Genomic DNA, 25,602 nt, shown 5'->3' with positions numbered 1-25,602 from the left:
TTTAAAAGTCATTAATATTTAAACTAAAGGTTTCAATGGCATATTTACCTATTTTTAATTCAGGAGCTATAGGTGTAGGATTCTCCTCAATAATATTAGTGTGTTTGTAGAAATTGATGTCGAAATAAGATGAAACGTTCACCTTTTCATTACCGCCCTTTACATTGTACATACGAGCAATTGTTTCTTCAGAATCTTCCGCCTTTTTAATGGTTGTTATCATAACATTGTCGGTATCTATAGAGAAGAAGCTCAATGATTCGGGCAAAAACGATTTTTTGGAAGTATTTGGATGTACGACCACATACAAAGGCTCATTTTTTTGTTTGGCAATTTTTTGACCTTGAATACTTCCTGCCTTATTTGATGTTAAGACATTATGAAAATCATGATTGCCTGCTTGTGAGTATTCGTTCCCTTCCCAATGGCATGATGTTCTACTGGCCAACAATAGGTTCTGTAAAACGGCTTTTCCAGCACTATTTTCGGTTGGATCTATCCAATCAGCTGCTGCAACTGAAGAACTCAATGTAATTGAGATATCATCATCTGTAGATGAAATCCAATCTATAATTGCTCGAGGGTGAACGTCTTTACCTAATGGTGTGTAGCGTTCGCCTGCTGACTTTATTTCATCCTTGCCCACTCTAACACTTCCAAAAGGAACTTCATGGGCAATTTCAGCGTTGTTCATATTAATGGGGAAGGCCGTTCTAAACTCGCGGTATAATTCTCCTGACCAATTTCGTAGACTCGTATCAAAATAAATTCGCTTCAAATTATGGTATAAGGTAACATCTTGTCTCACTATGGAATGTAAGATTTGTTGTTCTAATCTATATTTTGTGTAAACAGGGCCATCTTCCAAAATTTTCCATTCCGGATTGTGCTGACTCACTTTGTCAAAATTTTCCATACTCGGTTGCTGAATATCGCCAAATTCTCCTGCACCATTACCCACAGATTGCATGGTGAAAACATCTCCCACTTTGAAGTTATCAGTCACAAAAAGTTCTTTATTAAATTCCTTATCATAAACTTGATTTATACCTCCTTTTCCAAAATCTATTTTGTAAAAAGGGTTTTCATAGGAAAAAGTACTCGTGTTTTTAGGCTTTATTGAAGAGGTCTTTTTATCATTGGTGATATAATACGTTGTATAGCCAATAGAAGGGATATTTTCGGCGATAAAAGTAATATCCGCACTTTTTAAACTTCCATCATCATAATACACTTTATTACTAGTTTGTGTAGAAATTTTCTTTTTATTGGAAGTACGTACACTTACATTTGTCATATCTCCCTTAGCGAATTGAACAGATGTTGTTACAGGGTCGGTTCTTTTCCATGAAAGACTATTAAAGAGCACTATCGGGATGCCAATTTTTTCATTCTTCTTAATTCTACTTGAAATATAGTCTATCCCTTTATCTAAAAGATTTTGACCCATAACTCTCGATTTCACTAAATTTTCTTTAAATAAGTTATCAGTAATATCACCATCATGTCCTCCCCAACCGTGGTCAGGATAGATCTTAGATTGCCAGGCTTCATCAAACTCTTCATAAGGGTATTGCATCTTTTTTGGGTCCAAAATATTAGCTATTGAAAGAAATTTTTCTGCAGCAGGTAGTAATTTTGAAGCTTCTCTACTTGCAGTAAGAGCATCATGATGACCCGGACCATGAATATAAACCCAAACATTGGGACGTTCTCCCATGATAGTGTCTATTTTGGTTGCATTTTTCTCTGCCAAGGGCATAAACTCATCAACTGTCATAAGCTCCATTTTAGGTAGATAAACACTTTTTTCTACCCCTTTATCATCTTTCAATGAATCGAAGGTGTTCCAAGTCTCTATAAATTCTGAGTAATCAATGGCTGGAAGCATATCTTGACTTGATAGTAAGGGGGTGTGAATTTCACCACCTTCAAAATTATTTTCCCAATATAAAATTTGTTCTGCCCCGTATTTCATTTTATTGTTAAGGTCTCTTGAAAGATAAAGTAGATCATTTCCATAGTGGCCAGGTGAATAGGTAAATACGGAACTTCCATCAGGGCTTTTCCAATGAAACATACCCTTAGCGTGTCTACTGATAATCATATAATCTACACCCGCTTTTTTAAGTATTTGCGGTGTTTGTAAAGATTTTCCTGGTACATCTACATTCCAATAAACTTTAGAGTCATACCCTCCAAAAGTCTTTTTTACCCATTTTTTACCCAAGTATAATTGACGCACTTGGTCTTCGGCATCATACATATCTTCATAGGGGCAGTTATAGGTTGCTCCAACTGAAATAAGTTTTTTATTTAGTAATGTAGTCAGACGTTCAACTGATTCAGGATGTCTTTCAATGTATTCACGTAACATAAGTCCATCTTCTATATCAAACCCATAATCATCTCTTGTAAAGGCATCTTTTAATATTGGTTTTATTAATAAAGTATCTCTTAAGATAATACATACTTCAGGTCGATCTACCCAAGCAATATCCTGATGACTTGAATTCATTATGGAAACCAGCCCTTTTTCATATTTCTTATCAAAAAAGTCATTATAAGTTTCAAAAAACTCGGGCTTGTATAATTTGGTCAATGAAGCAAACCAACCATTATTGTAATTTGCGATGTTGTGGTAGAGATATTTTCCTTCAATATCTGTATTTGAGATTGTGCCATCATCTTTATCAAATTTTAAATCTATGATGTTACCATCATAAATAATAGAGAAGCTGTTTTTTGGTGGATTTATAGCGAAAGATACTTTTGATAATTCTCCTTGTGCTTTGAAAGCCTTTATCTTACTTTTATTACCATCGCTAATAACATGGACCTTTTTGCCTGAGAAATGTGTTGGGGCATCAATATAAAGAGTTCCGTTTTTTTCCTTAAGAACAAAGGCAGCTTCATTAAAAACTGATTTTTTGATTCGTTCAACCACATCTGTTGCTTTAAAAATCATGAGCCAACAGTTTGAGTTTTTTTTATGACCAACAATCTTAACCTTAGCACTTTTTCCTTTTTTGATTGATGGGGTAGGAACGGTTAGGCGGAATATACCTACCCCATCACCATTGCCATCTCTTTTCATTAAACCATATTCGGCATTACCATTTCCAGGATTGTCAGTAACTGTAAGTGTGCCATCTTCATTGGAGTTGAATGTCAATAAGTGTTTATCATTTAGATAAATGTCGAAGGACTCCTTCAATGTTAGATCAATATCACTTAACATTAAGAAAGTTACATTGTCTGAGGTATAATTTTTAGGTACTTCTCCTGTAAGAAACTCAAATCCCATTTTACCTGTGGTGGCACGGGCAATCATAGACACATTTATATCTTCTCGTATTGAAGGATATAAATAGAATTCTGATCCTGAAAGCATTTTTTTATAACCTTCTATGTCATTTTTAATAATTTTATATAAGTTGTAGTTAGTATTTAGTTCTTGTATATGCCCATTTCCGTTACCTTCATGAAAAGAATTACTTGAAGGCTTTTTGGGGATAGGTTCACCTAAATCTGCATAAGCATTGGTGAATAAAAAGAAAGATAAAGTAATAGTAATTATTATTTTAATCGCTGGATAATTATTCTGTTGTTTCATACTATGTGATTTTTAGCTTTGCTAAACCGGTTTAGTTAAATGATAAATTTTATATTCCGCAAGATTTACGAATTAAGAGTTTGGTTTTCAATACATTTTTATTTTCAATCTTTAAATTTTTATTTTCAATGTCATTTACCAAAATTTCAACAGCAAGATTTCCAATATCGAGCACTGGTTGCTTACTAGTTGTAATTGGCGGTTCAACCAAATCGAATGCTCCTAGTTCATCAAAACTGACAAGAGCAACCTGCTGAGGTACTTTAAACTTTAATAATTTTAGTTCTCTCAATCCAGATGCTGTTAAATAATGAGTAGAAAATACAATGGCATCTACATTAACTGATGGCTTTACCAAATCACTAATTGCTTGTTTCATTTCTTTTTGATAATCAACAACATCTAATTGCTTAATATTCTCACTTTTAATTTCTAAATTATTTGCTTTAATAGCATCTTGGTAACCCAATAATCTTTGCTCTATAGCATCTAAATTAGATTTAATTGTAATAAATCCAATTTTTCTTCTTCCATTTTTTATTAAATGCTGAGTTATATCTTTAGTTCCACCAAAGTTATCAACAATAACAAAATTAGTTTCAATATTGGGGTAGTGTCTATCAATTAATACAAACGGGAAATTTAAGTCTTTCAAAATCTGAATATCAGACTGATTTTGTTGTGTCGAGGCAATTATCAATCCATCTACTTGACGGTTTAACATTGATCTAATTAATTCACTTTCAATTTCCGGATTTTCATTAGAGCTACTGTAAACTACCGTATATCCATACAATTTGGCTTTTTTCTCGATATGACTTGCTATTTTAGCGTAAAAAATATCCGAAATATTAGGTATAATTAACCCGATAGTTTCGCTTTTCCCTCGACTTAATCCACGGGCAAGCTGATTCGGTTTATAATTATGCTTTTTAGCATAATCAATAATTCTTTTTTGAGTTTTTTGACTTATTTTATTTTCGTTACCTCTATTATTAAGCACAAGAGAAACGGCAGTCTTGGAGAGGTTTAAGTCGCTTGCAATATCTTTTAAGTACATTTTTTTCAAAATAACTACACCGGTTTAGTTAGCTTAATCAAAGGTAGGATTTTTTAATGTTCTGACAAAAAATATTTTAATAAAATTATGTTCATATGTTTGAACATATGGAGAATATGATTACTTTAGTGCTCTTTAGAACAATTAAATGAAACGAAAAACAAGTCAATTTTTACTGCCCTTAGAAAAACCAAGCCATCATAAAAATGTTTATGATATTTATCCGTCTGTACATATAAAAGATGGGTTTATTGGTGAAGGGTATGAAACATTAGTAGATGAAATTTGTAAAGAAGAGATAATTATACTTGATGGCTATGTTGGTGTGGATTGGGAGGAGGTTTCTGGCTCTTTTGTCCAAATATTGAGAAATAAAGGATTGAGTGTTGCAACGTGTAACATGCAAGATTACTTAAAATCTGAAGATGAAATAGAACAAATGGTAGACCCTTATTTAGGAGGTGACGACCCTGTTTTCGGATATAGAACAGCTTTAAAATTGCATGACTATTTTGATGAAGCAAAACTTTCAACTATTAAAATAGAAGAAAGTACGGACATTACAATTATTTACGGAACTGGAGCTGGTCAATGCAATCTGAAGGGGTATTTAGTATATTTTGATTTACCTAAGAACGAGCTCCAATTCAGAATGAGGGCAAATGAAATTACTAATTTGGGAGTGAATTCAGCAAAAAACACAAAACAGATGTATAAGCATTTCTATTTTGTAGATTGGGTAGTGTTGAATAAAGAAAAAAAGCGATTATTGCCAAAAATTGACCTTATAGTTGATCAGCAAAGGCCTAAACATCCTACTTGGATGACTGGTGCTTTATTACGACAACAACTAACGAAGATGTCTAAAACTTATTTTCGAGTAAGACCTTGGTTTGAACCTGGTGTTTGGGGTGGACAATGGATAAAAGATAGGTTTAAAGACTTAAATCAAAATGTACCTAATTACGCTTGGTCTTTTGAAATGATTGTTCCTGAAAATGGTATGTTATTCGAATGTGATGGAAAACTCTTAGAAGTTTCTTTTGATATGTTAATGTTCCATGAGCAAAAGAATGTTTTGGGAAAAGCAGCAAAAAGGTTTCAAGATGAGTTTCCAATTCGTTTTGATTTTCTTGATACATTCGATGGAGGTAACCTCTCGGTACAATGTCATCCAACACCAAATTATATTAAAAAAGAATTTGGTGAAAATTTCACACAAGATGAGACTTATTATATTCTTGATGCAGAAGAAGATGCTGATGTTTATTTAGGATTTCAAGAGGGTATTGAGCCAAAAGCCTTTAAAAAAGCACTTGAGCACAGCAGTGAAACAAAGGAAATTTTGGATGTAGAAAAGTACGTTCAAAGAATACCGGCAAAAAAGCACGATTTATTTTTAATACCAAACGGTACCATTCACTGTTCAGGAATTAATAATATGATTTTAGAAATTAGTGCTACTCCATATATATTCACTTTTAAAATGTATGATTGGCAACGATTAGATTTAGAGGGAAATCCGAGACCCTTAAATATTAATAGGGCATTTGACAATTTAAATTTTAATAGAAAAGGAAAGGTTGTTCAAGATACTTTAATTTCTAAACCATATGTGTTTTCGTCAGGAAAAGAGTGGAAGAAAATACATTTGCCAACACATTCTGATCATTTTTATGACATCTTTAGATATGAATTTGATAATGAAGTCACCATCGAAACACTTAATCAATGTCATGTATTAATGCTTGTTGAGGGTACTTCAATTGAACTAGAGTTAGCTGATGAATGTCAAATATTTCATTATGCGGAAACATTTGCAGTATCTGCTGCTGCGAATAGTTATAAGTTGGTTAATAAAGGTGGGGAAAAAGCAAAGGTAATAGTATCATTTGTAAAAGACGAAGCTTGTTAAAATAGAATAATATGAAAGGTTTAAAAATCAAATTATTAATTTTAAGTATAATAGCGTATGTTAACTGTTCTGCTCAAGTGTCAACAATTTGGCAAATAGGTAAGTCAGATAATAGTGGTGCTGAATTCGCTTTATCTAATGGTGAATACAATAAGTTTTTAGAAAAAGATTTTGGGTGGGAAGATCGATTTTATGTGGTTAATTATTCTAATGAGAAGGAAGATTTTCCTTTTGTGCTTCCAGGGGCAATTGATTACTGGGGAGGTACTTCAGGTTTGGCAGGAATCCGTCCACATGAAATTAATATTCTATTTGGAATTAAAGAGAAACCGAAGAAAGGTAATTACGAGTTGATTATAGACGTGTTAGATTGTAATCCAGAAACACCTCCTTATTTTAAAATTAAGATCAATGGTAAATCTTGGAAAATTAGATTAGATAAAGGTAGAAATGCAGCGACTTTAAAAGGAGAAATTACAAATACAAAAGAACAAAAATTGGTAATTCCTATTGATGCTAACTTAATCAAGAGTGGAGGTAATCATATTCAATTTACAACATTAGAAGGAAGTTGGATGGTTTTTGATCAAGTAAGATTAGAAGGCCCAACCAGTGTGATGTTATTAACACCTGAAAAAGCTTTTGTTAGAAGTGTAAATGTTGCCAATTATGAACTAAATGAAAAAGGAGAAGTAATTCAACCTTTGTTGTTAGAGATACAACATCTTCAGGGAACTCCAAAAATTGAAGTGCAGTTAGATGGTAAAGTTATTTTTACGGAAATACTTGAACATGGAAGATTAATTTATGAAGTTCCAATGAAGTCGGTTGCTAAACGAGTAAAGAGCAATTATTCTATTAAAGTAGATGGAAACATTATTGAGACAGGTATCGTTGATAGAAGTCCTAAAAAACAGAATAGACTCGTTGATTATGTAGATACTAAAATTGGGACTGGTCATTCTAGATGGATGATTGCTCCAGGTCCGTGGATGCCTTTTGGAATGGTTAAAATTAGTCCTGACAATCAAAATGAAGGATGGCAAGGAGGTTATCAACCCACTTTTGAAAGCGTAGGTGTTTTTAGTCATATTCACGAATGGACAATGGCCGGATTGGGTACATTTCCAACCAATGGACCGTTAGTGACTCATGTTGGTAGTCAAGGAGATCCGGATAATGGATATCGCTCTCGTGTTGATAAAAGTACCGAAGAAGCACCGTTGGGGTACTACTCTGTTTTTTTAAGCGATTATAAAATAAAAGCAGAATTAACCGCTACAACAAGAGCTAGTTTTCAGAGATATACCTATCCGAATGATGTTCCCAATTCTAGAATATTGGTAGATTTACAAATACCTTCAGAATACGGATATAGTATAGAAGAAGCTTATTTTAAAAAAATAAACAATCATAAAATAGTAGGATATAGTAAACAAAAATCATCAGGTATTTGGGGTGAACAATACTATCGAAGCCAAATGGTTGAAGATGGTGATAAAAAAATGGAATGGGATGATATTGCTCAAGAATATACCGTTCATTTTGTGATGGAATTTGATCAGCCCATAAAGAATTTTGGAATTTGGGTTGATGGTGCTAAAAAAGGAAAAGAGGATGTTGTTATATCAAATAAAACAGAACTAACGGTTATAAATCCGGAAGATGTTGTTGGTTTTGTAGAGTTTGATACTGCAGAGCACCAAGTGGTACAAACTAGAACCGGTATTTCCTATGTGAGTATAGAAAATGCCGGATTAAACTTAGATCAAGAAATTACAGAACCTTTCGGTTGGAGCTTTGAAAAAGTTAGAGAAAATCAAGAAAAAACTTGGAATAAGTTATTCAAAAGAGTTCTGATTACAACTAATAATGAGTTAGAAAAAACCAGATTTTATTCCAATATGTATCGTGCATTGGTTAGTAGAAATACCTTTAGTGATGTTGATGGAAGCTGGGTTGATGCGGAAGAAAATATTAAAAAATTTAAAGACCCTAATGATGTTGCTTTAGGGTGTGATGCGTTTTGGAATACCTTTTGGAATTTAAATCAATTTTGGAATTTAGTAACTCCAGAGTGGTCATCAAAATGGGTAAAATCACAATTGGCAATGTATGATGCCAGTGGGTGGTTGGCAAAAGGGCCGGCGGGTATGGAGTATATTCCTGTTATGGTTGCCGAACATGAAATTCCATTAATTGTGGGTGCTTACCAAATGGGGATTAGAGATTTTGATGCTGAAAAAGCCTTTGATGCGGTATATAAAATGCAAACGACAAAAGGGGAGCAAGTCGGCAATGGCTATGCTGGAAATAGAGATTTAGAAACTTATTTAAAACATAAATATGTGCCCTATAATAAGGGGCGTTTTTCAAATACTTTAGAGTATTCCTTTGATGATTTTACCGTTTCGCAATTCGCAAAGTCCTTGGGTAAAACGAAAGAATATAACGAGTTTATTGATAGAGCATATTGGTGGAAGAATGCTATTGATCCAGAAATTGGATTTGCACGGTTGAAAGATTCTGATGGTAATTGGTATAAAGATTTTGACCCCATTAAAACAGGTGGAAACCATCAATTTGCTGAAGGTAATGCATGGCAATTAACCTTTTTTGTGCCGCAAGATATTCCAGAGTTAGCAAAAATAATAGGAGAAGATACATTTGTAAAACGGTTGGATGATGGGTTCACCTTGAGCAGTAATTGGCGTTATAATGCACCCAATGAATTGTACTGGGATTTTCCAGTCATTCAAGGTAATCAACAATCCATGCATTTTTCCTTTTTGTTTAATTGGGTTAAAAAACCATGGCTAACTCAAAAGTGGAATCGCGATATTATGGCTCGTTTTTATGGCTATGGAGTGTCTAATGCGTATTTGGGTGATGAGGATCAAGGTCAAATGAGTGCTTGGTTTATGATGTCATCTATAGGCTTGTTTCAAACCGATGGAGGAACAAGGTCAGAGCCCATCTATGAGATTGGAAGTCCACTGTTTAAGAAAATTGAAATAGATTTAGGAAACCAATACAATAGGGGAAAGTCCTTTATTATTGAAGCTAAAAATAATTCCTTTAACAATAAATATATTCAAAGTGCCACTTTAAATGGAAAAGAACTCAAAACTTTTTGGTTTCCAGCAAGTGAATTGCTAAAAGGTGGGAAATTAGAATTACAAATGGGACCTGTTCCAAATAAAAAATGGGGAGTTGAAAAGATGCCTCTTAATCCAAAATAAACACAAAATGAAGCACTTCAAAATTATAGTATTTATTTTCTTTTGTATTCATTTAGTAGCATGTAATGACCATGAGACTAAAAAAGTTAAAGAAAAATCTCTAGTAGAATTAACGCAATATGTAGACCCTCAAATAGGATCGGTACATGGTCGGTGGTTTTTTTACACCCCAGCCGCACGTCCTTTTGGGTTGGCTAAATTAGCTCCAAGTACTAATGGATTTAATAGTGCAGGAGGATGGGGACCAACAGGCTATGACGATAGGCATACTTCTATTGAAGGATTTGGTCATTTTTATGAATTTCAAATTGGAGGATTAGTTTTTATGCCTACAGTTGGGCAATTAAAAACGGTTCCAGGTACTTTAGAAAATCCAGATGTAGGGTATCGTTCGCGTTTCAATAAAACTACCGAACATGCAGAGGCAGGTTATTACAGTGTGTTTTTAGAAGATTATGCGGTTAAGGCAGAATTAACTTCAACAGAACGGGTGGGGTATCAACGCTTTACATATCCAAAAACAGAAGAAGCCCATGTTGTAATTGATTTAGGGCACAAGCAAGGAGAAAGTGGTGATGTTACCAATACGTTTGCTCAAATAGTAAATGAGAATCAGGTTGAAGGCTTTATTGAAACGTATCCAGAGTATGTAAAATTTTGTGATCCAGAGAAAAGAGTAAAAATGTATTTTGTTGCTAAGTTCAATAAAAACCCAACAAAATATGGAAGTTTTATTGATGCAACTCAAAAAGAAGGTCAGCTAAAAACAAATGGGATTAATAACGGATTATACCTCACTTTTTCTATGGAAAAGAACGAGTTATTAGAAATTCAAACAGGATTAAGTTATACCTCTATAGCCAATGCTCGATTAAATTTAAAAACGGAATCCACAGGAAAAAGTTTTGACGAAGTCCATGAAGAGTCTAAAGAAATTTGGAATCAAAAGCTAAATAATATTGTAGTAGAAGGAGGTAAAAAGGAAGATAGAATTAAATTTTATACAGGGCTTTATCATGCTTTATTAGGTAGAGGATTATCGAATGATGTGAATGGGGATTTTCCAGAAATAGATGGAAAAATAGGAAAGACACCTTTAGACGAAAATGGGAAACCTAAATATAATCATTACAATACCGATGGAATTTGGGGAGGCTTTTGGAATTTAAGTCAAGTATGGGCATTAGCTTATCCTGATTATTTTAGTGATTACGTGCAAACAGGTGTCGATTTTTATAAAGATAGAGGATGGCTACATGATGGTGCGGCCGCAGGTGTTTTTACTAATGGGGTACAGACTAATTTTCAAGGTTTATTATTAGCATCAGCTTATAATGTTGGTATTCGTGATTTTGATCTAAAAACTGGATATGAAGCTGCATTAAAAAATGAATTGGAATATCATGGGCGTAATTTGGGTAATGGAAAATATGACCTTGCTTATTTTGTGAAAGAACATTACGTTCCCTACAAGGATACTACGATCTCAAATGGTTGGGTATTCAATTTTGGTGCTTCTCATACGTTGGAGTATAGTTTTAGCTCCTATGCCGTAGCACAGATGGCAAAAGGGATGAACGATTCTTCTAGCTATAATAAACTCATGCAACAAGCGGGGTATTATAAAAACCTCTTTGACCCAGAAACAAAATTTATGAGACCGAAATTAGAAGACGGCTCTTTTATTAAAGACTTTGATCCTATGAAGCCATGGGATGGTTTTCAGGAAGGAAATGCTTATCAATACACTTGGTATGTGCCGCATGACCCAGAGAATTTAATTAAACTAATAGGAAAACCTCTTTTCAATGAACGCTTAGAAACTATGTTCAATGATGCTCAAAAAACGATGTTTGGGGGTAATTCAGAAGATATAAATAGTTTTTCGGGATTAGAAAAATTATATAATCATGGTAACCAACCTTGTTTGCACGATGCTTGGCTGTTTAATTATTCAGGAAAACCTTGGCTGACTCAAAAATGGGCACGTACCATTTGCAATGAGTTTTATGGAACAGAGCCACTTCGCGGTTATGGTGTGGGGCAAGATGAAGATCAAGGGCAGTTGGGAGCATGGTATGTTATGACTTCTATGGGGTTATTTGATGTGCAAGGGCATACTTCTGCAAATCCATCTTTTCAATTTGGAAGTCCTTTATTCGATAAAATTACCATTAAGCTTGATTCAACTTATTACAACGGAGAAGAATTAGAAATAGAAACTGTAAATCAATCTTCAGAAAATATTTATATTCAATCAGTTTTATGGAATGGGGAAACGGTACTAAACAATTGGATGTATCGTAATAAACTTATGGAAGGTGGTAAGCTAACATTTACGTTGGGATCAAAACCAAATCAAGAATGGGGCATTGAAAAATTGCCACCGTCAATGTCTAATGAAAATTAAAAATTAATTATTATGTATAAGATATTAAGTTCAGGTCTGTTGTTTCTAATGCTAGGGTGTTCTGTACAAAAAGAAAATAATGAGTTAGTTGATAAAATAGAAACAAATAAAGAGTTTAAATACGTAAAAGATAAAGCTCTTGAAATAGTGAAAACGGGTTTTAACGCTGGTGATGGATATGGCGAAGTTTGGATAAGAGATTATAACACCTTCATTGATCTTTCTGCAGACGTATATCCTGCTTCTGAATTGAAAGAAAATTTGCTTGTCTTCTTTCGAATGCAAGGTGATGATGGAAACATTTTAGATGGATTTACACCTGTAGAGAAGGTAAGTAAAGAAGCAACAGATTTTAGTTATTTTGAACTTGAACCCCGTTACGCAGGTCATAAAAATACCGTTGAAACGGATCAAGAATCTTCTTTAATTCAAACGATATACAAATATGTTAAAAAAACAGGAGACACATCTATTCTCAATGAAAAAGTAGGTGATAAAACGGTAGCAGAACGTATGAAATGGGCAATGCAATTCCTATTAGATCATCGATTTTCTGATAAATATGGTTTAATTTGGGGAGTAACCACTGCAGATTGGGGAGATGTATAGCCAGAGCACGGTTGGGGAGTTGATTTAGATAATAATACGCATCAAGCTATAGATATTTATGACAATGCTATGCTTATAATTGCTATCGATAATATGACTGAAATTTTACCAGAAACCAAAACTAAATGGTTCCCCATACGTGAAAAATTGGCTAGTAATTGTAGAAAATACCTTTGGAATGATAAAGTACAAAAATTTATTCCTCATATTTATTTGAAAGGCTCGCCATTTCCTGAAGATTTTAACGAGAATGAAATATTTTATTTTGGAGGAACTGCGATAGCGATTGAAGCCGGTTTATTGACAAAAAAAGAAATACAATTGTCATTAGTGGAAATGATTACGAGAGTAAAAAAAGCCGGAGCATCCTCCATTGGTCTTACACTTTATCCTCCTTATCCAGAAGGGTTATTTGCAAATAAGATTATGAATCCAGAATACAGCTATCAAAATGGAGGAGATTGGACTTGGTTTGGAGCCCGTATGATTCAGCAATTGATTAATCATGGTTTTGTCAAAGAAGCTTATGAACAGTTGTTGCCGATGACAGATAGAGTAGTTAAAAATAAAGGATTTTATGAATGGTATACTGTAGATAATAAACCAGAAGGCTCTGGTACGTTTAGAGGCTCTGCAGGTGTGCTATATAAAAGTATTTTAATGCTCGAAGATTGGGCAAAAAAAAATAAGTAACAAGATGGATTTTAAATTAGATTTAGACAGCCCTGTTCCACTTCATGCACAGATTGAAGTTTATTTAAGAGAGCTTATCACTAAAGAGGAGTATAAAAATGGAGATTCATTTTTACCTAAAGAAGTTAGCTTGGCAAAAAAGTTGGGAGTGTCTAGAAACACTATAAGACATGCACTTAATAGATTGGTAAATGAAGGGTTAATTGAGCGTAAAAAAGGAGTGGGTTCAAAGGTAACAACCAAAAGAATATTAATGCGATTGGATAATTGGATTTCTTTTACCAAAGAAATGAAAAACCAGGGCATTGAAGTGGTAAATTATCTTGTTAATATATCATTGATAACTCCAGAAGAAGATGTTTGTAAGGCATTATCAATTGATGCCAAAAAGAAAGTTTGGAAATTAGAAAAAATAAGGGGTTCAAAAAACGCAAAATATTTATACTCAGTTTCTTATTTTCATCCGAGAGTGGGCATTAAAGGAGATGAAAATTTTATGAGACCATTGTATGAATTGCTAGAGGAAAAACACGATGTGATTGTAGCCTTATCTAAGGAAAAATTAAGGGCAATCAAAGCGGATTACAAGATTGCGGCAATGCTAGATTTAGGAAAAGATGTTGCCTTATTACAAAGAGAAAGAATAGTGTTAGATACTGGAGAACGGCCAGTAGAATATAATATAGTCTACTATCATACAGATTATTTTACCTATGATATAGATATCAAAAGAGAATTTAACACCAAATCTTAAATTATTATTATGAATGATTCAATTGCCATTGGTGTTGATGTAGGTGGAAGCCACATTTCAAGTGCCGCAGTTAATTTAAAGGAACTTAAAATAATTCCAAATACTATCCATTGTGTTAAGTTAGATAATAAAGCTAGTAAAGAAGAAATCTTTAAAAAATGGTCAGAAGCAATTAATAAAACGATTGAAAGTGCTGGGGGTATTGGTAATGTAAATATTGGCGTTGCCATACCGGGACCTTTTAACTACAAAGAGGGAATTGCCATGTTTTCTGGAGATAATGATAAGTATGACAGTTTATATAATGTTTCAGTATCAAAAGAATTAGTGAAGTACATTAATGCAACTGATGCTGCTATGCGTTTTTTAAACGATGCAACTTCTTTTGGTGTTGGTGTTTCAGCAATTGGTAAGGCAAGAGGTTTTAATAAAATTATAGCAGTTACTTTAGGTACAGGTTTTGGCTCTGCATTTATAAAGAATGGTGTGCCAATAGTAGTTTCTGATGAGGTTCCTGTAGATGGTTGTTTGTGGGATAAGCCTTATAAAGAGGGTATTGGTGATGATTATTTTTCAACGCGATGGTGTATTGATAGGTATCAGAAAATAACATCAAAAAGAGTTAATGGTGTTAAAGAAATTGCAGAAGCAAACGATGAACATTCTAAACAAGTTTTTACAGAATTTGGTTCGAATATGGCAGAGTTTATGATTCCTTTTATTAAAAAGTTTCAACCTGGGCTAATTGTTCTTGGTGGAAATATTTCTAATGCTTCTAAATTTTTCTTACCTGTTTTAGAAAAAAGAATAAAAGAAGCAGGACTAAAAACAGGTTTTGAAATATCACAATTAATGGAAGATGCTGCCATTATTGGAAGTGCAAAACTATTTGACTCCAATTTCTGGAATAGTGTAAAAAATGATTTACCTAATCTTTAATGTAAAAGATGAATTCAAAAAAAAATAGTATCAGTAAAATGATGCCCGTATTCTTAACATTTATAGTAATGGGCTTTGTTGACATTGTTGGTGTTTCTACAGGTTATGTGCAAAAAGATTTTGAACTATCAGATGCAACGGCTCAGTTTTTACCCTCAATGGTTTTTATATGGTTTTTTGTGTTTTCTATTCCTGTAGGTGTTTTTCAAGATAAAATTGGCAAGAAAAAGATGATGAACATCGGTATTATGGTGACTTTATTTGGCTTGCTACTACCATTTATTAGTTACTCATTTATAATGGTTTTAATAGCTTTTGTTTTTATGGGTATTGGTAATACTATTGTGCAAGTTTCTGCAAATCCATTATTACAAGAAGTAGTGCCTACAGAAAAATTATCAAGTTTTTTAAGTCTCTCTCAATTTATTAAAGCCATAACTTCTTTGTTAGGTCCTATTATTGCTACTTTTTTTGCACTTCATTATGGAAATTGGAAATTTGTATTTGCGGTTTATGGAGTGGTCTCTATACTTTCCATTTTATGGTTGTCTGCAACAAAAATTGAGGAAACTATAAAATCAGAAACTCCTGCAACTTTTACATCATGTATGGGGTTGCTTAAAAATAAGTTTATTCTTGCTTTGGTTATAGCTATATTTTTAATAGTTGGTGCAGATGTTGGTGTAAACTCTAATATTCAAGGGTTTATGATGAAATTGCACGGAACAACGCTCGAAACTGCCTCTTATGGAATTAGTGTATACTTTACGGCCTTAATGATCAGTAGGTTTTTAGGTGCTATTTTACTACAGTTTTTAAAGCCCATATTTTTTCTAATTAGTACGACGATATTGGCAATAGGAGGTGTTTTGTTAATTCTATTTTCACCAACCGAAATGGTGGCTTATGTTGGCATTTTTATTATTGGTTTAGGTGCTGGTAATTTATTTCCTTTAATTTTTTCAATAGCCATTAATTATCTGCCAACAGGGTCTAGTGAAATTTCTGGATTATTAATTATGGCGATTGTTGGTGGTGCGATAATTCCTCCAATAATGGGATTTGTAAGTTCACAACTCGGTGTTGTTCCTAGTATTCTTGTCCTAATTCTATGTTTTGTGTTTATTCTTTTTATCCCAATGATGGCACCAAAAAAAATGGAGAACCTATAATTCTTTTTTTCTTAAATTTATAGCTTAATAAAACTGAAAAATTGGGTAAAATAGATACAGATTTTAATTCGAATAGACGGAGTGCGTTGAAAAAAATGGGTTTGGTTGCTGGTGCATTAACAATTTCACCTTTAGTTTCTGCAACGACTCTAAAGGACGGCGATAGTAAAAAGAATAACGTATTAAGGGTTGCCCATATAACGGATATTCATATAAGACCAGAACACGACGCTCCAAATCGCTTTGAAAAATGTTTAGCCGATATAAAGAAACATAATGTTGATTTTTTTCTTAATGGAGGAGATGTTATTTATGCCGCAAATTATAAAAACATAGCAAGAGATAGAGTTCATGAACAATGGAATATTTGGAAAGACCTAAGAAGTAAGTTTTCTGAATATGAAATGTATTGTTGTTTAGGAAATCATGATATGTGGTGGGCGGCTCCAGAAAAAACTGATCCTATGTATGGTAAAGAATATGTAGTACAACAATTAGAGATGCCAGCTACTTATTATAGTTTTGATAAAGAAGGTTGGCATTTTATCATATTAGATAGCATGAATGATAAGACCATTGCTTTAGGTGAAGCACAACGCAATTGGTTAGCTGAAGATTTAGAGAAATTACCAGCAGGCTCTTCAATTGTAATAATGTCTCATTGCCCTATTTTGAGTGCGAGTGGTGTTTTTAAAAATGGCAACCATAAAGATTATGAAGAAATAACCAAACTTTTATATAAGCATAAAGACAAAAAAATAAATTGTTTTAGTGGTCACATTCATTTGCTAGATGCTGCAGTTTATAATAATGTAAATTATTTTGTTACTGGTGCGGTAAGTGGTGCTTGGTGGGAAGAAGGAGATGAACATTCTGCACAGAAATACTGGTATAGAGAAACCCCACCAGGATATGCTATTATCGATTTGTTTGATGATGGTACACTTGAAAATACTTATTATCCTCACCCTTATTAAACCATCTATGAAAAACGTTCTTTTAATTAGTTTCGTAATGTTATTTTCTTTTGTTGCAAATACTCAAGAAACCCCCATTGTTTTTAAAGTAATGGCATGGAATATTTTGCATGGTGCCAATGATATAGAAAATGGTCCTGAAAATGCCGTTAAGATTATTAAAGAAATAAACCCTGATGTTATTTTAATGGTAGAAACCTATGGTTCTGGTAAAATGATTGCGAATTCTTTAGGGTATAATTTTCATTTGATTGCTCAAGAAGGTACTGCTTTGGATGATAAAAGTGTTAACTTATCTATCTTTTCTAAATTTCCTTTTGAAGAAAGAATTGATACAAAATTTCCTTTTTATCTGGGAGGTCGAGCCATTCTTATTAAGGGGCAAAAAATTAATTTATTTTCAAATTGGTTTCATTATTTACCGTGGAATGATGAGCCTGAAAAAATGGGTAAAACAGTAGAAGAATTATTAGAATGGGAGCGAACAGAAACTAAATATAAAATGATTCAAAAAGTACTCCCTACTATTAAAAAATATGCTTTACAAACGGATTCTATCCCAATGATTTTTGGTGGAGACATGAATTCTATATCTCATTTGGATTGGGGAGAAGATACTAAAGAAATACATGAGAATTTAGTTGTGCCATGGTATTCAACGAAAGTATTAGAAGAATTGCAATTGATAGATTCTTACAGAGAAGTAAATACAAATCCTATAACTCATCCTGGAATTACTTGGAATTCCAAAGCATTAAAAGATGAACATAGAATAGATTATATTTTTTATAAAAGTCCAAAACTTAAAGCCATAAAATCAGCATCATATATGGCTTTTTTAAATGAACCATTTTCCATTAATGGAAAACAGATCAATTATCCATCAGATCATGGGTTTGTTGTCACTACATTTGAACTTAAAGAATAAAGAACCTGACAAAGTAGAAATGATTAGTTTTGTGGGTATAGCGAAATATAAAATTTGGATACAGAAAAAATCATATTAGGTATAGACCCGGGAACCACAATTATGGGTTTTGGGTTGATTAAAGTGGTCAATAAAAAGATGCATTTTTTACAATTGAATGAGCTACAGCTCAAAAAATACGACAACCATTATGTAAAGCTCAAACTTATTTTTGAGCGTACTATTGAATTGATTGACAGTTATCATCCAGATGAAATAGCTATTGAGGCTCCATTTTTTGGTAAAAATGTGCAAAGTATGTTAAAGTTGGGGCGTGCTCAGGGCGTAGCTATGGCAGCAGGTCTTTCGCGAGATATTCCTATTACAGAATACTCTCCTAAAAAAATTAAAATGGCAATTACAGGTAGTGGTAATGCCAGTAAAGAGCAAGTTGCTAAGATGCTGCAAAGTACATTGGGACTAAAAGAATTACCTAAGAATTTAGATTCTACCGATGGTTTGGCAGCTGCTGTTTGTCATTTTTATAACGAAGGTAGAATAGAGGTTGGTAAAAATTATTCGGGATGGGGAGCTTTTGTGAAGAATAACCCGAAGAAAATTGGTTAATGAATATTATTTATTTTTCAAATATTATTTTTGTGTCACTCCATGTTAATGAATTTAAAAATTTAGTATTTAAGAAAAAAAGAAATAAATGAATTTGGCTAATTTTAGCTTTTTTATTTGGATATTTTGGGTATTTCTTTTTCCTTATTTTTAAAAGAAAACTCGTGTTAAAAAGAAAATTTAACATAAGTAAATTTGGAGCCAATTAACTGCTACTGAATATTTTTAATAAATACTGTTACTGAAAACTATTACTTAATATATGTCTTCCATCTACATTCACATACCATTTTGCAAACAAGCTTGTCACTATTGTGATTTTCATTTTTCAACTTCATTACAACGGAAGGAAGAAATGATTAAAGCTTTGGCTAAGGAACTCGTATTGCGTAAAAAAGAACTTAATGAAGAGGTTGAAACTATTTATTTTGGTGGAGGAACGCCATCTCTCTTAAGTACTGTAGAATTACAATATTTAATAGATACGGTTTATGAAAATTATACTGTTATTGATAATCCAGAAATTACGTTAGAGGCTAATCCAGATGATCTGACAAACGAAAAGATTAAAGAGCTTGCCGTTTCTCCAGTCAACAGGTTAAGTATAGGAATTCAATCTTTTTTTGAGGAAGATTTGAAAATTATGAATCGTTCTCATAATTCAGAACAAGCAAAAAAATGTTTAGAAGAAGCCACACGTCATTTTGATAATATTACGGTCGATTTAATTTACGGAATTCCAAATATGTCAAACGAACGTTGGAAAGAAAATTTACAAACCGTTTTTGATTTTGGTATCAATCATATCTCCAGTTATGCCTTAACGGTTGAGCCTAAAACTGCATTGGCAAGTTTTATCCGAAACGGTAAATACCCTGATGTATCAGAAGAACTGGCGTTAGAACATTTTAATATTTTGGTGGCAGCTACAGAAAAGCGTGGATTTATAAATTATGAGGTTTCTAATTTTGGTAAGCCTAATTTTTTTTCAAAACATAACACGTCCTATTGGTTAGGTAAATCGTATTTGGGATTTGGACCTTCGGCTCATTCCTTTAACGGAAAACAAAGAAGTTGGAATGTCTCAAACAATATAAAATATTGTAAAGCATTACGCGAAAATATAATTCCAAATGAAACGGAAACATTATCACAGAGCGATGTTTTTAATGAAACGATGATGATAGGTTTACGCACCATTTGGGGAGTAGATTTAGAACAAGTCGAAAATAAATTCGGTGTTAATTTTAAAGAAAAACTCATGGAAAATGCCGACAAATTTATTCAAAAAGAGCTGTTAGAGCTTACCAAAGACCAAAAATTAAAAACCACTAAAAAAGGTAGATTTTTGGCTGATGGAATTGCTAGTGATCTATTTTTGGTGAATTAGTTTTAAAGCTATTTCTTATACTGTTTAGTATTAAATTCTTTGCGTAAAATTTTTCGGACTTTGTGTGGAACCTTTTTTAATCCTTATATTTGACATAATTAAATGCAATGTAATTTATGCTCACTACGATTCAATACGGTTCACAAAAATTAAAAATAAATTTATCGGAACCATTAGATATTTCAATACCAGTGCCATTAACACGAGATAATGTGGGTGTTCTTGCTTGGGACCAAAAAAGCCCTAGGCTAAAAAAACTTAGAAGTGTAAGAAAAAAGCATTCTACAAATTTTAATTCCATTCTTTTTATGCCACATGCACATGGTACACATACCGAATGTATAGGACATATTACACATGAGTTTATATCTATAAACAAAACTTTAAAGCAATTTTTCTTTTTGGCAGAAGTAGTTACTGTAGCTCCAGAAAAAATAAATGGGGACTTTGTGATATCAAAAAAACAAATGCAATTCGTTCTCGGTAACAAAAAGCGTGAAGCTATTATTATACGAACCATGCCTAACATGACTGATAAACTTAATAAAAACTACTCTAAAACCAATCCGCCATATTTATTGGAAGAAGCTGTGTTGCTTTTAAAAGATAAAGGCATTGAACATTTATTGATTGACTTACCTTCTATTGATAAAGAGAAAGATGGAGGAGAATTGTTGGCTCATAATGCGTTTTGGAATACAAAAGGTAAAAAGAGACTCTCAGCTACAATTACAGAGATGATTTTTGTGTCCAATAAGATAAAAGACGGAAAGTATTTTTTAAATCTTCAAATTGCTCCTTTTGAGAATAATGCAACACCTAGTAAGCCTATATTGTATGAAGTCTTAAATTAAAAATTAATAAAGATGAAGAATGTTTTAAAGCTAGAAGAAATTGCAATGTTTGCCCTTTCTATATACTTATTTTCGTTCTTAGATTTTGATTGGTGGTGGTATTTGGTCTTGTTTTTTCTTCCAGATGTTAGCTTTGTAGCGTATGCAGTTAATTCCAAAATTGGGGCCTATGCTTATAATATTTTACATCATAAAGGGATAATGATACTTAGTTATTTTCTGGGAATTTACTTTCAAAATGAAACATTACAAATGGTGGGTCTCGTATTTTTTGGTCATTCGTCCTTTGATAGAATATTGGGTTATGGTCTTAAATATGAAGACAGTTTTAATAACACGCATTTGGGTAAAATAGGAAAAAAAAATGATTAAAATTTCCACCGATAAAAGTTTGTTGGATGTCAATACCATTTACAATTTTATAACCCAAGCGTATTGGGCAAAAGGTAGAACACTTCAAGAGGTTCAAAAAACAATAGATAACTGTCTTTGCTTTGGGGCCTATTTAGAAGGTGAACAAATTGGTTTTGCTAGAATTTGTACTGATTATACAGTGTTTGCCTATGTTATGGATGTCTTTATCTTACCTGATTATAGAGGTAATGGGTATTCAAAACTTTTGATGCAACGTGTGTTCGATGACCCGGAATTGCAAAGTTGCACGGTTTGGATGTTAAAAACGTCTGATGCTCATGGTTTATATCAGCAATTTGGCTTTACAGAATTAAAACATCCGGAAAAAGTAATGGAAAAAATTAGGTAATGAACATAGAAGACTTTCGTGATTATTGTTTAAGTAAAAAAGGGGTGACAGAAGCATTTCCTTTTGACGAATTTACGTTGGTTTTTAAAGTGCTAGGAAAAATGTTTGCCTTAACGGGCTTGAATCGTAAACCTGCCGCAGTAAATTTGAAATGTGACCCTGAACGAGCCATGGAACTCCGTGAAGAATATGATGGAATTATAATTCCTGGTTATCATATGAGTAAAAAGCATTGGAATACCATTATTTTTGATAGTAGATTACCCGAATCATTATTGCATGAACTTATTGATCATTCATATGATTTAGTGGTGGCTGGCATGCCTAGAAAATTACGAGATACACTTTAAGAAAGCCGAAAGTGGCAAGGTCGGAGAGGACTGTAAAAAAAAATCTAATTTTGGGGTTGATTTTAGAATTATTTATGTTGATTTTAAGATAATTAAAAAGATTGTACCCTAGACACCACTTTAGGGGTGTCGGACTTGCAAACCAAATAATTTAATCCTAATATTGCAACATCCAAAAATAAAAAATGAGCGTACAAACAGCCTTAGAAGAAAGAAGCAATTCAACTTGCGAAATGTGTAAAGCCACAGATAACTTAAGTATTTATAAATTACCTCCAGCCTTAAACGAAACCGTTGATGAAGCGGTATTGGTTTGTGGTACGTGCTTAGAGCAAATAGAAGATGAAGAAAAAATGGACTCTAACCATTGGAGATGTTTAAATGATAGTATGTGGAGTGAGCACCAACCGGTACAAATTCTCTCTTGGAGGATGTTACAAAGATTGCGTGCCGAAGGTTGGCCGCAAGACTTGTTAGACATGATGTATCTTGATGATGAAGCCATGGCTTTTGCAAGAGCATCTGGCGAGCATTTAGATAAAGCAAATGCTATTGTTCATAGAGATGTTAACGGTGTTATTTTAGAAGCAGGTGATTCTGTAGTATTGATAAAAGATTTAAAAGTGAAGGGCTCTAGTATGGTAGCCAAACAAGGTACGGCAGTGAGACGTGTCTCTTTAGATCATGAAAATGCTGAATATATAGAAGGAAAAGTGGACGGGCAACAGATTGTTATCATCACAAAATACGTAAAGAAGTTATAGTGCTAAACGTCACTACGAGCGAATTAAAAAAGGGTAAAACATAGTTTTACCCTTTTTTAATTCGTATAAAGAAGTAGTGTCTTTTAATAAGGTTTTATTTTTCCACAGTAATTGGCTTTTTAGACAATTTTACAATTGGTTTACGTGAGCCCGTACCCAATGTTTCAATATTTATACTTGAGTTCTTTTTGGTAATTTCAATGGCTTTGTCAGATGTTATTTTTTTATCTTCATAGTAAAAAAGAGCACCTCTTTTTGCCCATTCAATGATATGGTCTGTTTTGTTTGCCGGAGCTGGCGGTGGCGGTGGTGGGGTTGGTAAAAACCCTTCTGCTATTGCCAACTCTCTATAAACTTTATAGAGTTCCATTGTCTTTTTATATTTCACATTGATTTCATTGTTGTTTTTCGCTGTTCCTTTTTGGTTTCTTACCGCTAAACCATACGATTTAGCTTCTTCCAATAATTTCTTATTTGCTTTTTGCAATTCTTTTGAGCCTGTATTAATCATATCTTGACTCATTACTGGAGGTGGAGGAGGTGGAGGTAATAAAGCCCAGTCCTCTTTAGTTAATTAACTTTCTTTTTTATAATACTTTTTACCATCTTTCATTATTTTAATATATGGCATTAAAGGGTAAATAGGTCTTTTTGTTTTTTGTTGATTTTCTCTTGAAAGACTATTATACAAATTATTTAATTCAGAAAATGAATTGTCCAATTCTTTTTGTTCAGATAATGATCTGTCCTTATAATGAGGCTCTTCGTTTCTCGTCTTTTCGTATTTATTATTCTTGCTAATATAATTTTCCAGGGCGTCTTGTTTCAAATTTTGTTTTCTTGATAAGGACGTTGAGGTTGGTGTTAATGAATCATTAACATAGAAAGCTTTACGACCAACTCTAACTCTATTTTTATATTCATAACTGTCATATGTCTTGTTCGCAAACTCTAAGCTATCTGACATTGGAATACTTAATGAATCTTTTGATTTTTTAATAGGTTGACGCCCTGTTAAATATTTTCTTTCACTTTTAATAATACTATTTACACCATAACCCACTCTCCATTTATTTGATAATGGAATGCTTAATGAGTCCTTAGAACGTTGTGTAGTTAACCCAACTGATATATTGCTAGATAGCGGTGGTGGCGGTGGAAAATTAGGAAATGTTTCAGCATACTGTTTTTGTTTTACTGTCATTTTATTAAAAATATACTCCATCCTATTGTAGTCTTTCATTTTAACAACACGTCTATATTCGGGTTGCTTGTTGTACTCTTTTGCTAATGCGTTGTATTCATTAATTTGTGCGGGTGTGGCTTTTCTTTGATTTTTGTGTATCTCTGTGTTAACATCATAATATTTTAATTCACGTTTTTTAATGCCAGCATCACGTAGTTGAATTTCAATATCAATTATAAAGCCCATTTTTATTGTTGCATCGGCCTCAATGATTGTTTTAAGTTTGGAAATTTGATCCGGAGTATAATCTTTAATAATTTTCTCTATCTGTTTTTTTAGTGTTTTTATGGTTGCATAGTTTTTTCCATTTATTAAAATTTCTTTGTTATGATTGATGTTTATTTCTATATCAGGAACTTTTGTGTCTTGGGTAGTTGAATAATTAACTTTAAGTTTGTTTACTTCCTCAAGATTTGATTGAATTAATGAATTCTGAGCTTCTACTTCTACAATTTTTTTCTCACTAAAACTATAAACCAATACAGCAACTAATGGTAATAAAATCAGGCTTTTAATCCAAGTTGTTTTTTGAGATGTTTTTGTTTTCATAATGGTAAATCTTTTTTTGATGGATGAATAATTCAAGGCATTGGCAAGTACTGGTTCAGTGGAGTTAATTGAAAATGCTAATAAAATTTCTTGATAAGCAGTAAGTGAAACTCCTTTATTCAATACTGCACTATCTGCTAAAAATTCATGGTTTAATTTGATGTCTTTTTTAATAAAATAGAGTAAGGGGTTAAACCAAAAAACCACTTGAAGTAATTCTATTACCACAACATCTAAACTGTGCTTTTGTTTGGCATGGGTTTCTTCATGCCAAAACACCTCTTGCGGAATTTTACGTTCTTCATATTGATGTTTATTCAAAAATATATAAGAAAAAAAGGTATGTGGTGTTATTACATGTTGTAACAATACGTGCGTAAATCCCTTTGCTTTTTGGTTCGGATTTTTTCTTATTTTACTACCAATTTGAAATAGATTGAAAAGAAATTTCAATCCAAACAGTACCACACCAAATCCATAAACAGTCCATAAAATAAGGGGCCAAAAGTTTTTTACTTCAGCTTCTGTTTCTTCTATTAACGCAGGTTCAAAAGTAATTTCCGAATATGTAATTGGAGACAATTCAACAGGGGCAACTTGTACTGTTGTGGTAAAAGTAATTAATGGTATGGAAAATGCCAATAATAATCCACCCAATAAATAAATCCTTTTAAAAATATGGATAGGTTCTTTTTCTAATAATAGTTTGTAAAACAAATAAAATGCTGCCAAACAAACTCCCGATTTTAATAAGTAGTCTAACAT

21 protein-coding genes are annotated in these 25,602 nt (G+C 32.9%); 17 read left to right on the top strand and 4 right to left on the bottom strand.

Annotation, left to right across the window (positions count from 1 at the left end; translation table 11 throughout):
- Position 1: 1 nt before the first annotated feature.
- Entirely contained in the window at positions 2–3,616 is a 3,615-nt protein-coding gene (locus tag FF125_RS18860) for a glycoside hydrolase family 38 N-terminal domain-containing protein (RefSeq protein WP_138951392.1), read from the bottom strand.
- 49 nt (positions 3,617–3,665) lie between these two features.
- The gene (locus FF125_RS18855; RefSeq protein WP_175418965.1) at positions 3,666–4,676 is read right to left on the bottom strand and encodes a LacI family DNA-binding transcriptional regulator; all 1,011 of its coding nucleotides are present in this window, start codon (positions 4,674–4,676) and stop codon (positions 3,666–3,668) included.
- A gap of 148 nt (positions 4,677–4,824) precedes the next feature.
- Between FF125_RS18855 and FF125_RS18850 the strand changes: the two genes are divergently transcribed.
- From FF125_RS18850 to FF125_RS18775, 17 genes are all read left to right on the top strand, one after another.
- Positions 4,825–6,591 (top strand): class I mannose-6-phosphate isomerase, encoded by a 1,767-nt coding sequence (locus tag FF125_RS18850; protein WP_138951388.1) that lies wholly within the window; start codon positions 4,825–4,827, stop codon positions 6,589–6,591.
- Positions 6,592–6,602: 11 nt separating this feature from the next.
- Positions 6,603–9,833, top strand: a complete 3,231-nt coding sequence (locus FF125_RS18845; RefSeq protein ID WP_138951386.1) for a GH92 family glycosyl hydrolase — start codon at positions 6,603–6,605, stop codon at positions 9,831–9,833.
- Between the two features lie 7 nt (positions 9,834–9,840).
- Entirely contained in the window at positions 9,841–12,243 is a 2,403-nt protein-coding gene (locus tag FF125_RS18840) for a GH92 family glycosyl hydrolase (RefSeq protein WP_138951384.1), read from the top strand.
- Positions 12,244–12,255: 12 nt separating this feature from the next.
- A complete protein-coding gene (locus FF125_RS22175) occupies positions 12,256–12,852 on the top strand; it encodes a GH36-type glycosyl hydrolase domain-containing protein (protein ID WP_250629628.1) in 597 nt (198 codons plus the stop codon).
- A 93-nt stretch (positions 12,853–12,945) separates the two neighbouring features.
- Positions 12,946–13,545 carry a glucosidase family protein gene (locus FF125_RS22170; RefSeq protein ID WP_250629627.1) on the top strand — a complete coding sequence of 200 codons (600 nt, stop codon included), beginning with the start codon at positions 12,946–12,948 and terminating at the stop codon, positions 13,543–13,545.
- Between the two features lie 4 nt (positions 13,546–13,549).
- A complete protein-coding gene (locus FF125_RS18830; protein WP_138951382.1) occupies positions 13,550–14,299 on the top strand; it encodes a GntR family transcriptional regulator in 750 nt (249 codons plus the stop codon).
- 9 nt (positions 14,300–14,308) lie between these two features.
- Positions 14,309–15,238: an ROK family protein gene (locus FF125_RS18825; RefSeq protein ID WP_138951380.1), complete on the top strand. Its 930-nt coding sequence runs from the start codon at positions 14,309–14,311 to the stop codon at positions 15,236–15,238.
- A gap of 8 nt (positions 15,239–15,246) precedes the next feature.
- On the top strand, positions 15,247–16,410 hold the full coding sequence (locus FF125_RS18820; protein ID WP_138951379.1) for an MFS transporter: 1,164 nt from the start codon (positions 15,247–15,249) through the stop codon (positions 16,408–16,410).
- A gap of 41 nt (positions 16,411–16,451) precedes the next feature.
- Positions 16,452–17,387, top strand: a complete 936-nt coding sequence (locus FF125_RS18815; protein WP_250629626.1) for a metallophosphoesterase family protein — start codon at positions 16,452–16,454, stop codon at positions 17,385–17,387.
- 7 nt (positions 17,388–17,394) lie between these two features.
- Positions 17,395–18,315 carry an endonuclease/exonuclease/phosphatase family protein gene (locus tag FF125_RS18810; RefSeq protein WP_175418964.1) on the top strand — a complete coding sequence of 307 codons (921 nt, stop codon included), beginning with the start codon at positions 17,395–17,397 and terminating at the stop codon, positions 18,313–18,315.
- 54 nt (positions 18,316–18,369) lie between these two features.
- Positions 18,370–18,921 (top strand): crossover junction endodeoxyribonuclease RuvC, encoded by a 552-nt coding sequence (gene ruvC, locus FF125_RS18805; RefSeq protein WP_138951375.1) that lies wholly within the window; start codon positions 18,370–18,372, stop codon positions 18,919–18,921.
- Positions 18,922–19,183: 262 nt separating this feature from the next.
- Entirely contained in the window at positions 19,184–20,311 is a 1,128-nt protein-coding gene (gene hemW, locus FF125_RS18800) for a radical SAM family heme chaperone HemW (protein ID WP_138951373.1), read from the top strand.
- A gap of 116 nt (positions 20,312–20,427) precedes the next feature.
- The gene (locus FF125_RS18795) at positions 20,428–21,165 is read left to right on the top strand and encodes a cyclase family protein (protein ID WP_138951371.1); all 738 of its coding nucleotides are present in this window, start codon (positions 20,428–20,430) and stop codon (positions 21,163–21,165) included.
- A 12-nt stretch (positions 21,166–21,177) separates the two neighbouring features.
- Complete coding sequence (locus tag FF125_RS18790) at positions 21,178–21,537, top strand: DUF4260 domain-containing protein (protein ID WP_138951369.1); 360 nt, start codon at positions 21,178–21,180, stop codon at positions 21,535–21,537.
- Positions 21,530–21,928, top strand: coding sequence for a GNAT family N-acetyltransferase (locus FF125_RS18785; protein WP_138951367.1), 399 nt, complete (start codon positions 21,530–21,532; stop codon positions 21,926–21,928). Before FF125_RS18790 ends, FF125_RS18785 begins: the two co-directional genes overlap by 8 nt.
- A complete protein-coding gene (locus FF125_RS18780; RefSeq protein ID WP_138951365.1) occupies positions 21,928–22,278 on the top strand; it encodes an MmcQ/YjbR family DNA-binding protein in 351 nt (116 codons plus the stop codon). The genes FF125_RS18785 and FF125_RS18780 overlap by 1 nt, the downstream gene beginning before the upstream one ends.
- A 185-nt stretch (positions 22,279–22,463) precedes the next feature.
- On the top strand, positions 22,464–23,042 hold the full coding sequence (locus tag FF125_RS18775; protein ID WP_138951363.1) for a PhnA domain-containing protein: 579 nt from the start codon (positions 22,464–22,466) through the stop codon (positions 23,040–23,042).
- A gap of 94 nt (positions 23,043–23,136) precedes the next feature.
- Here FF125_RS18775 and FF125_RS18770 read toward each other — a convergent pair whose 3' ends face one another.
- The gene (locus FF125_RS18770) at positions 23,137–23,565 is read right to left on the bottom strand and encodes a hypothetical protein (protein ID WP_138951362.1); all 429 of its coding nucleotides are present in this window, start codon (positions 23,563–23,565) and stop codon (positions 23,137–23,139) included.
- Between the two features lie 51 nt (positions 23,566–23,616).
- Positions 23,617–25,602, bottom strand: a complete 1,986-nt coding sequence (locus FF125_RS18765; RefSeq protein WP_138951360.1) for a M56 family metallopeptidase — start codon at positions 25,600–25,602, stop codon at positions 23,617–23,619.

The sequence above is a fragment of the Aureibaculum algae genome, from assembly GCF_006065315.1.
Lineage (GTDB): Bacteria > Bacteroidota > Bacteroidia > Flavobacteriales > Flavobacteriaceae > Aureibaculum > Aureibaculum algae.
The sequence above is the reverse complement of the archived record's forward strand: the minus strand, read 5'-3'. Positions and strand labels throughout refer to the sequence as shown.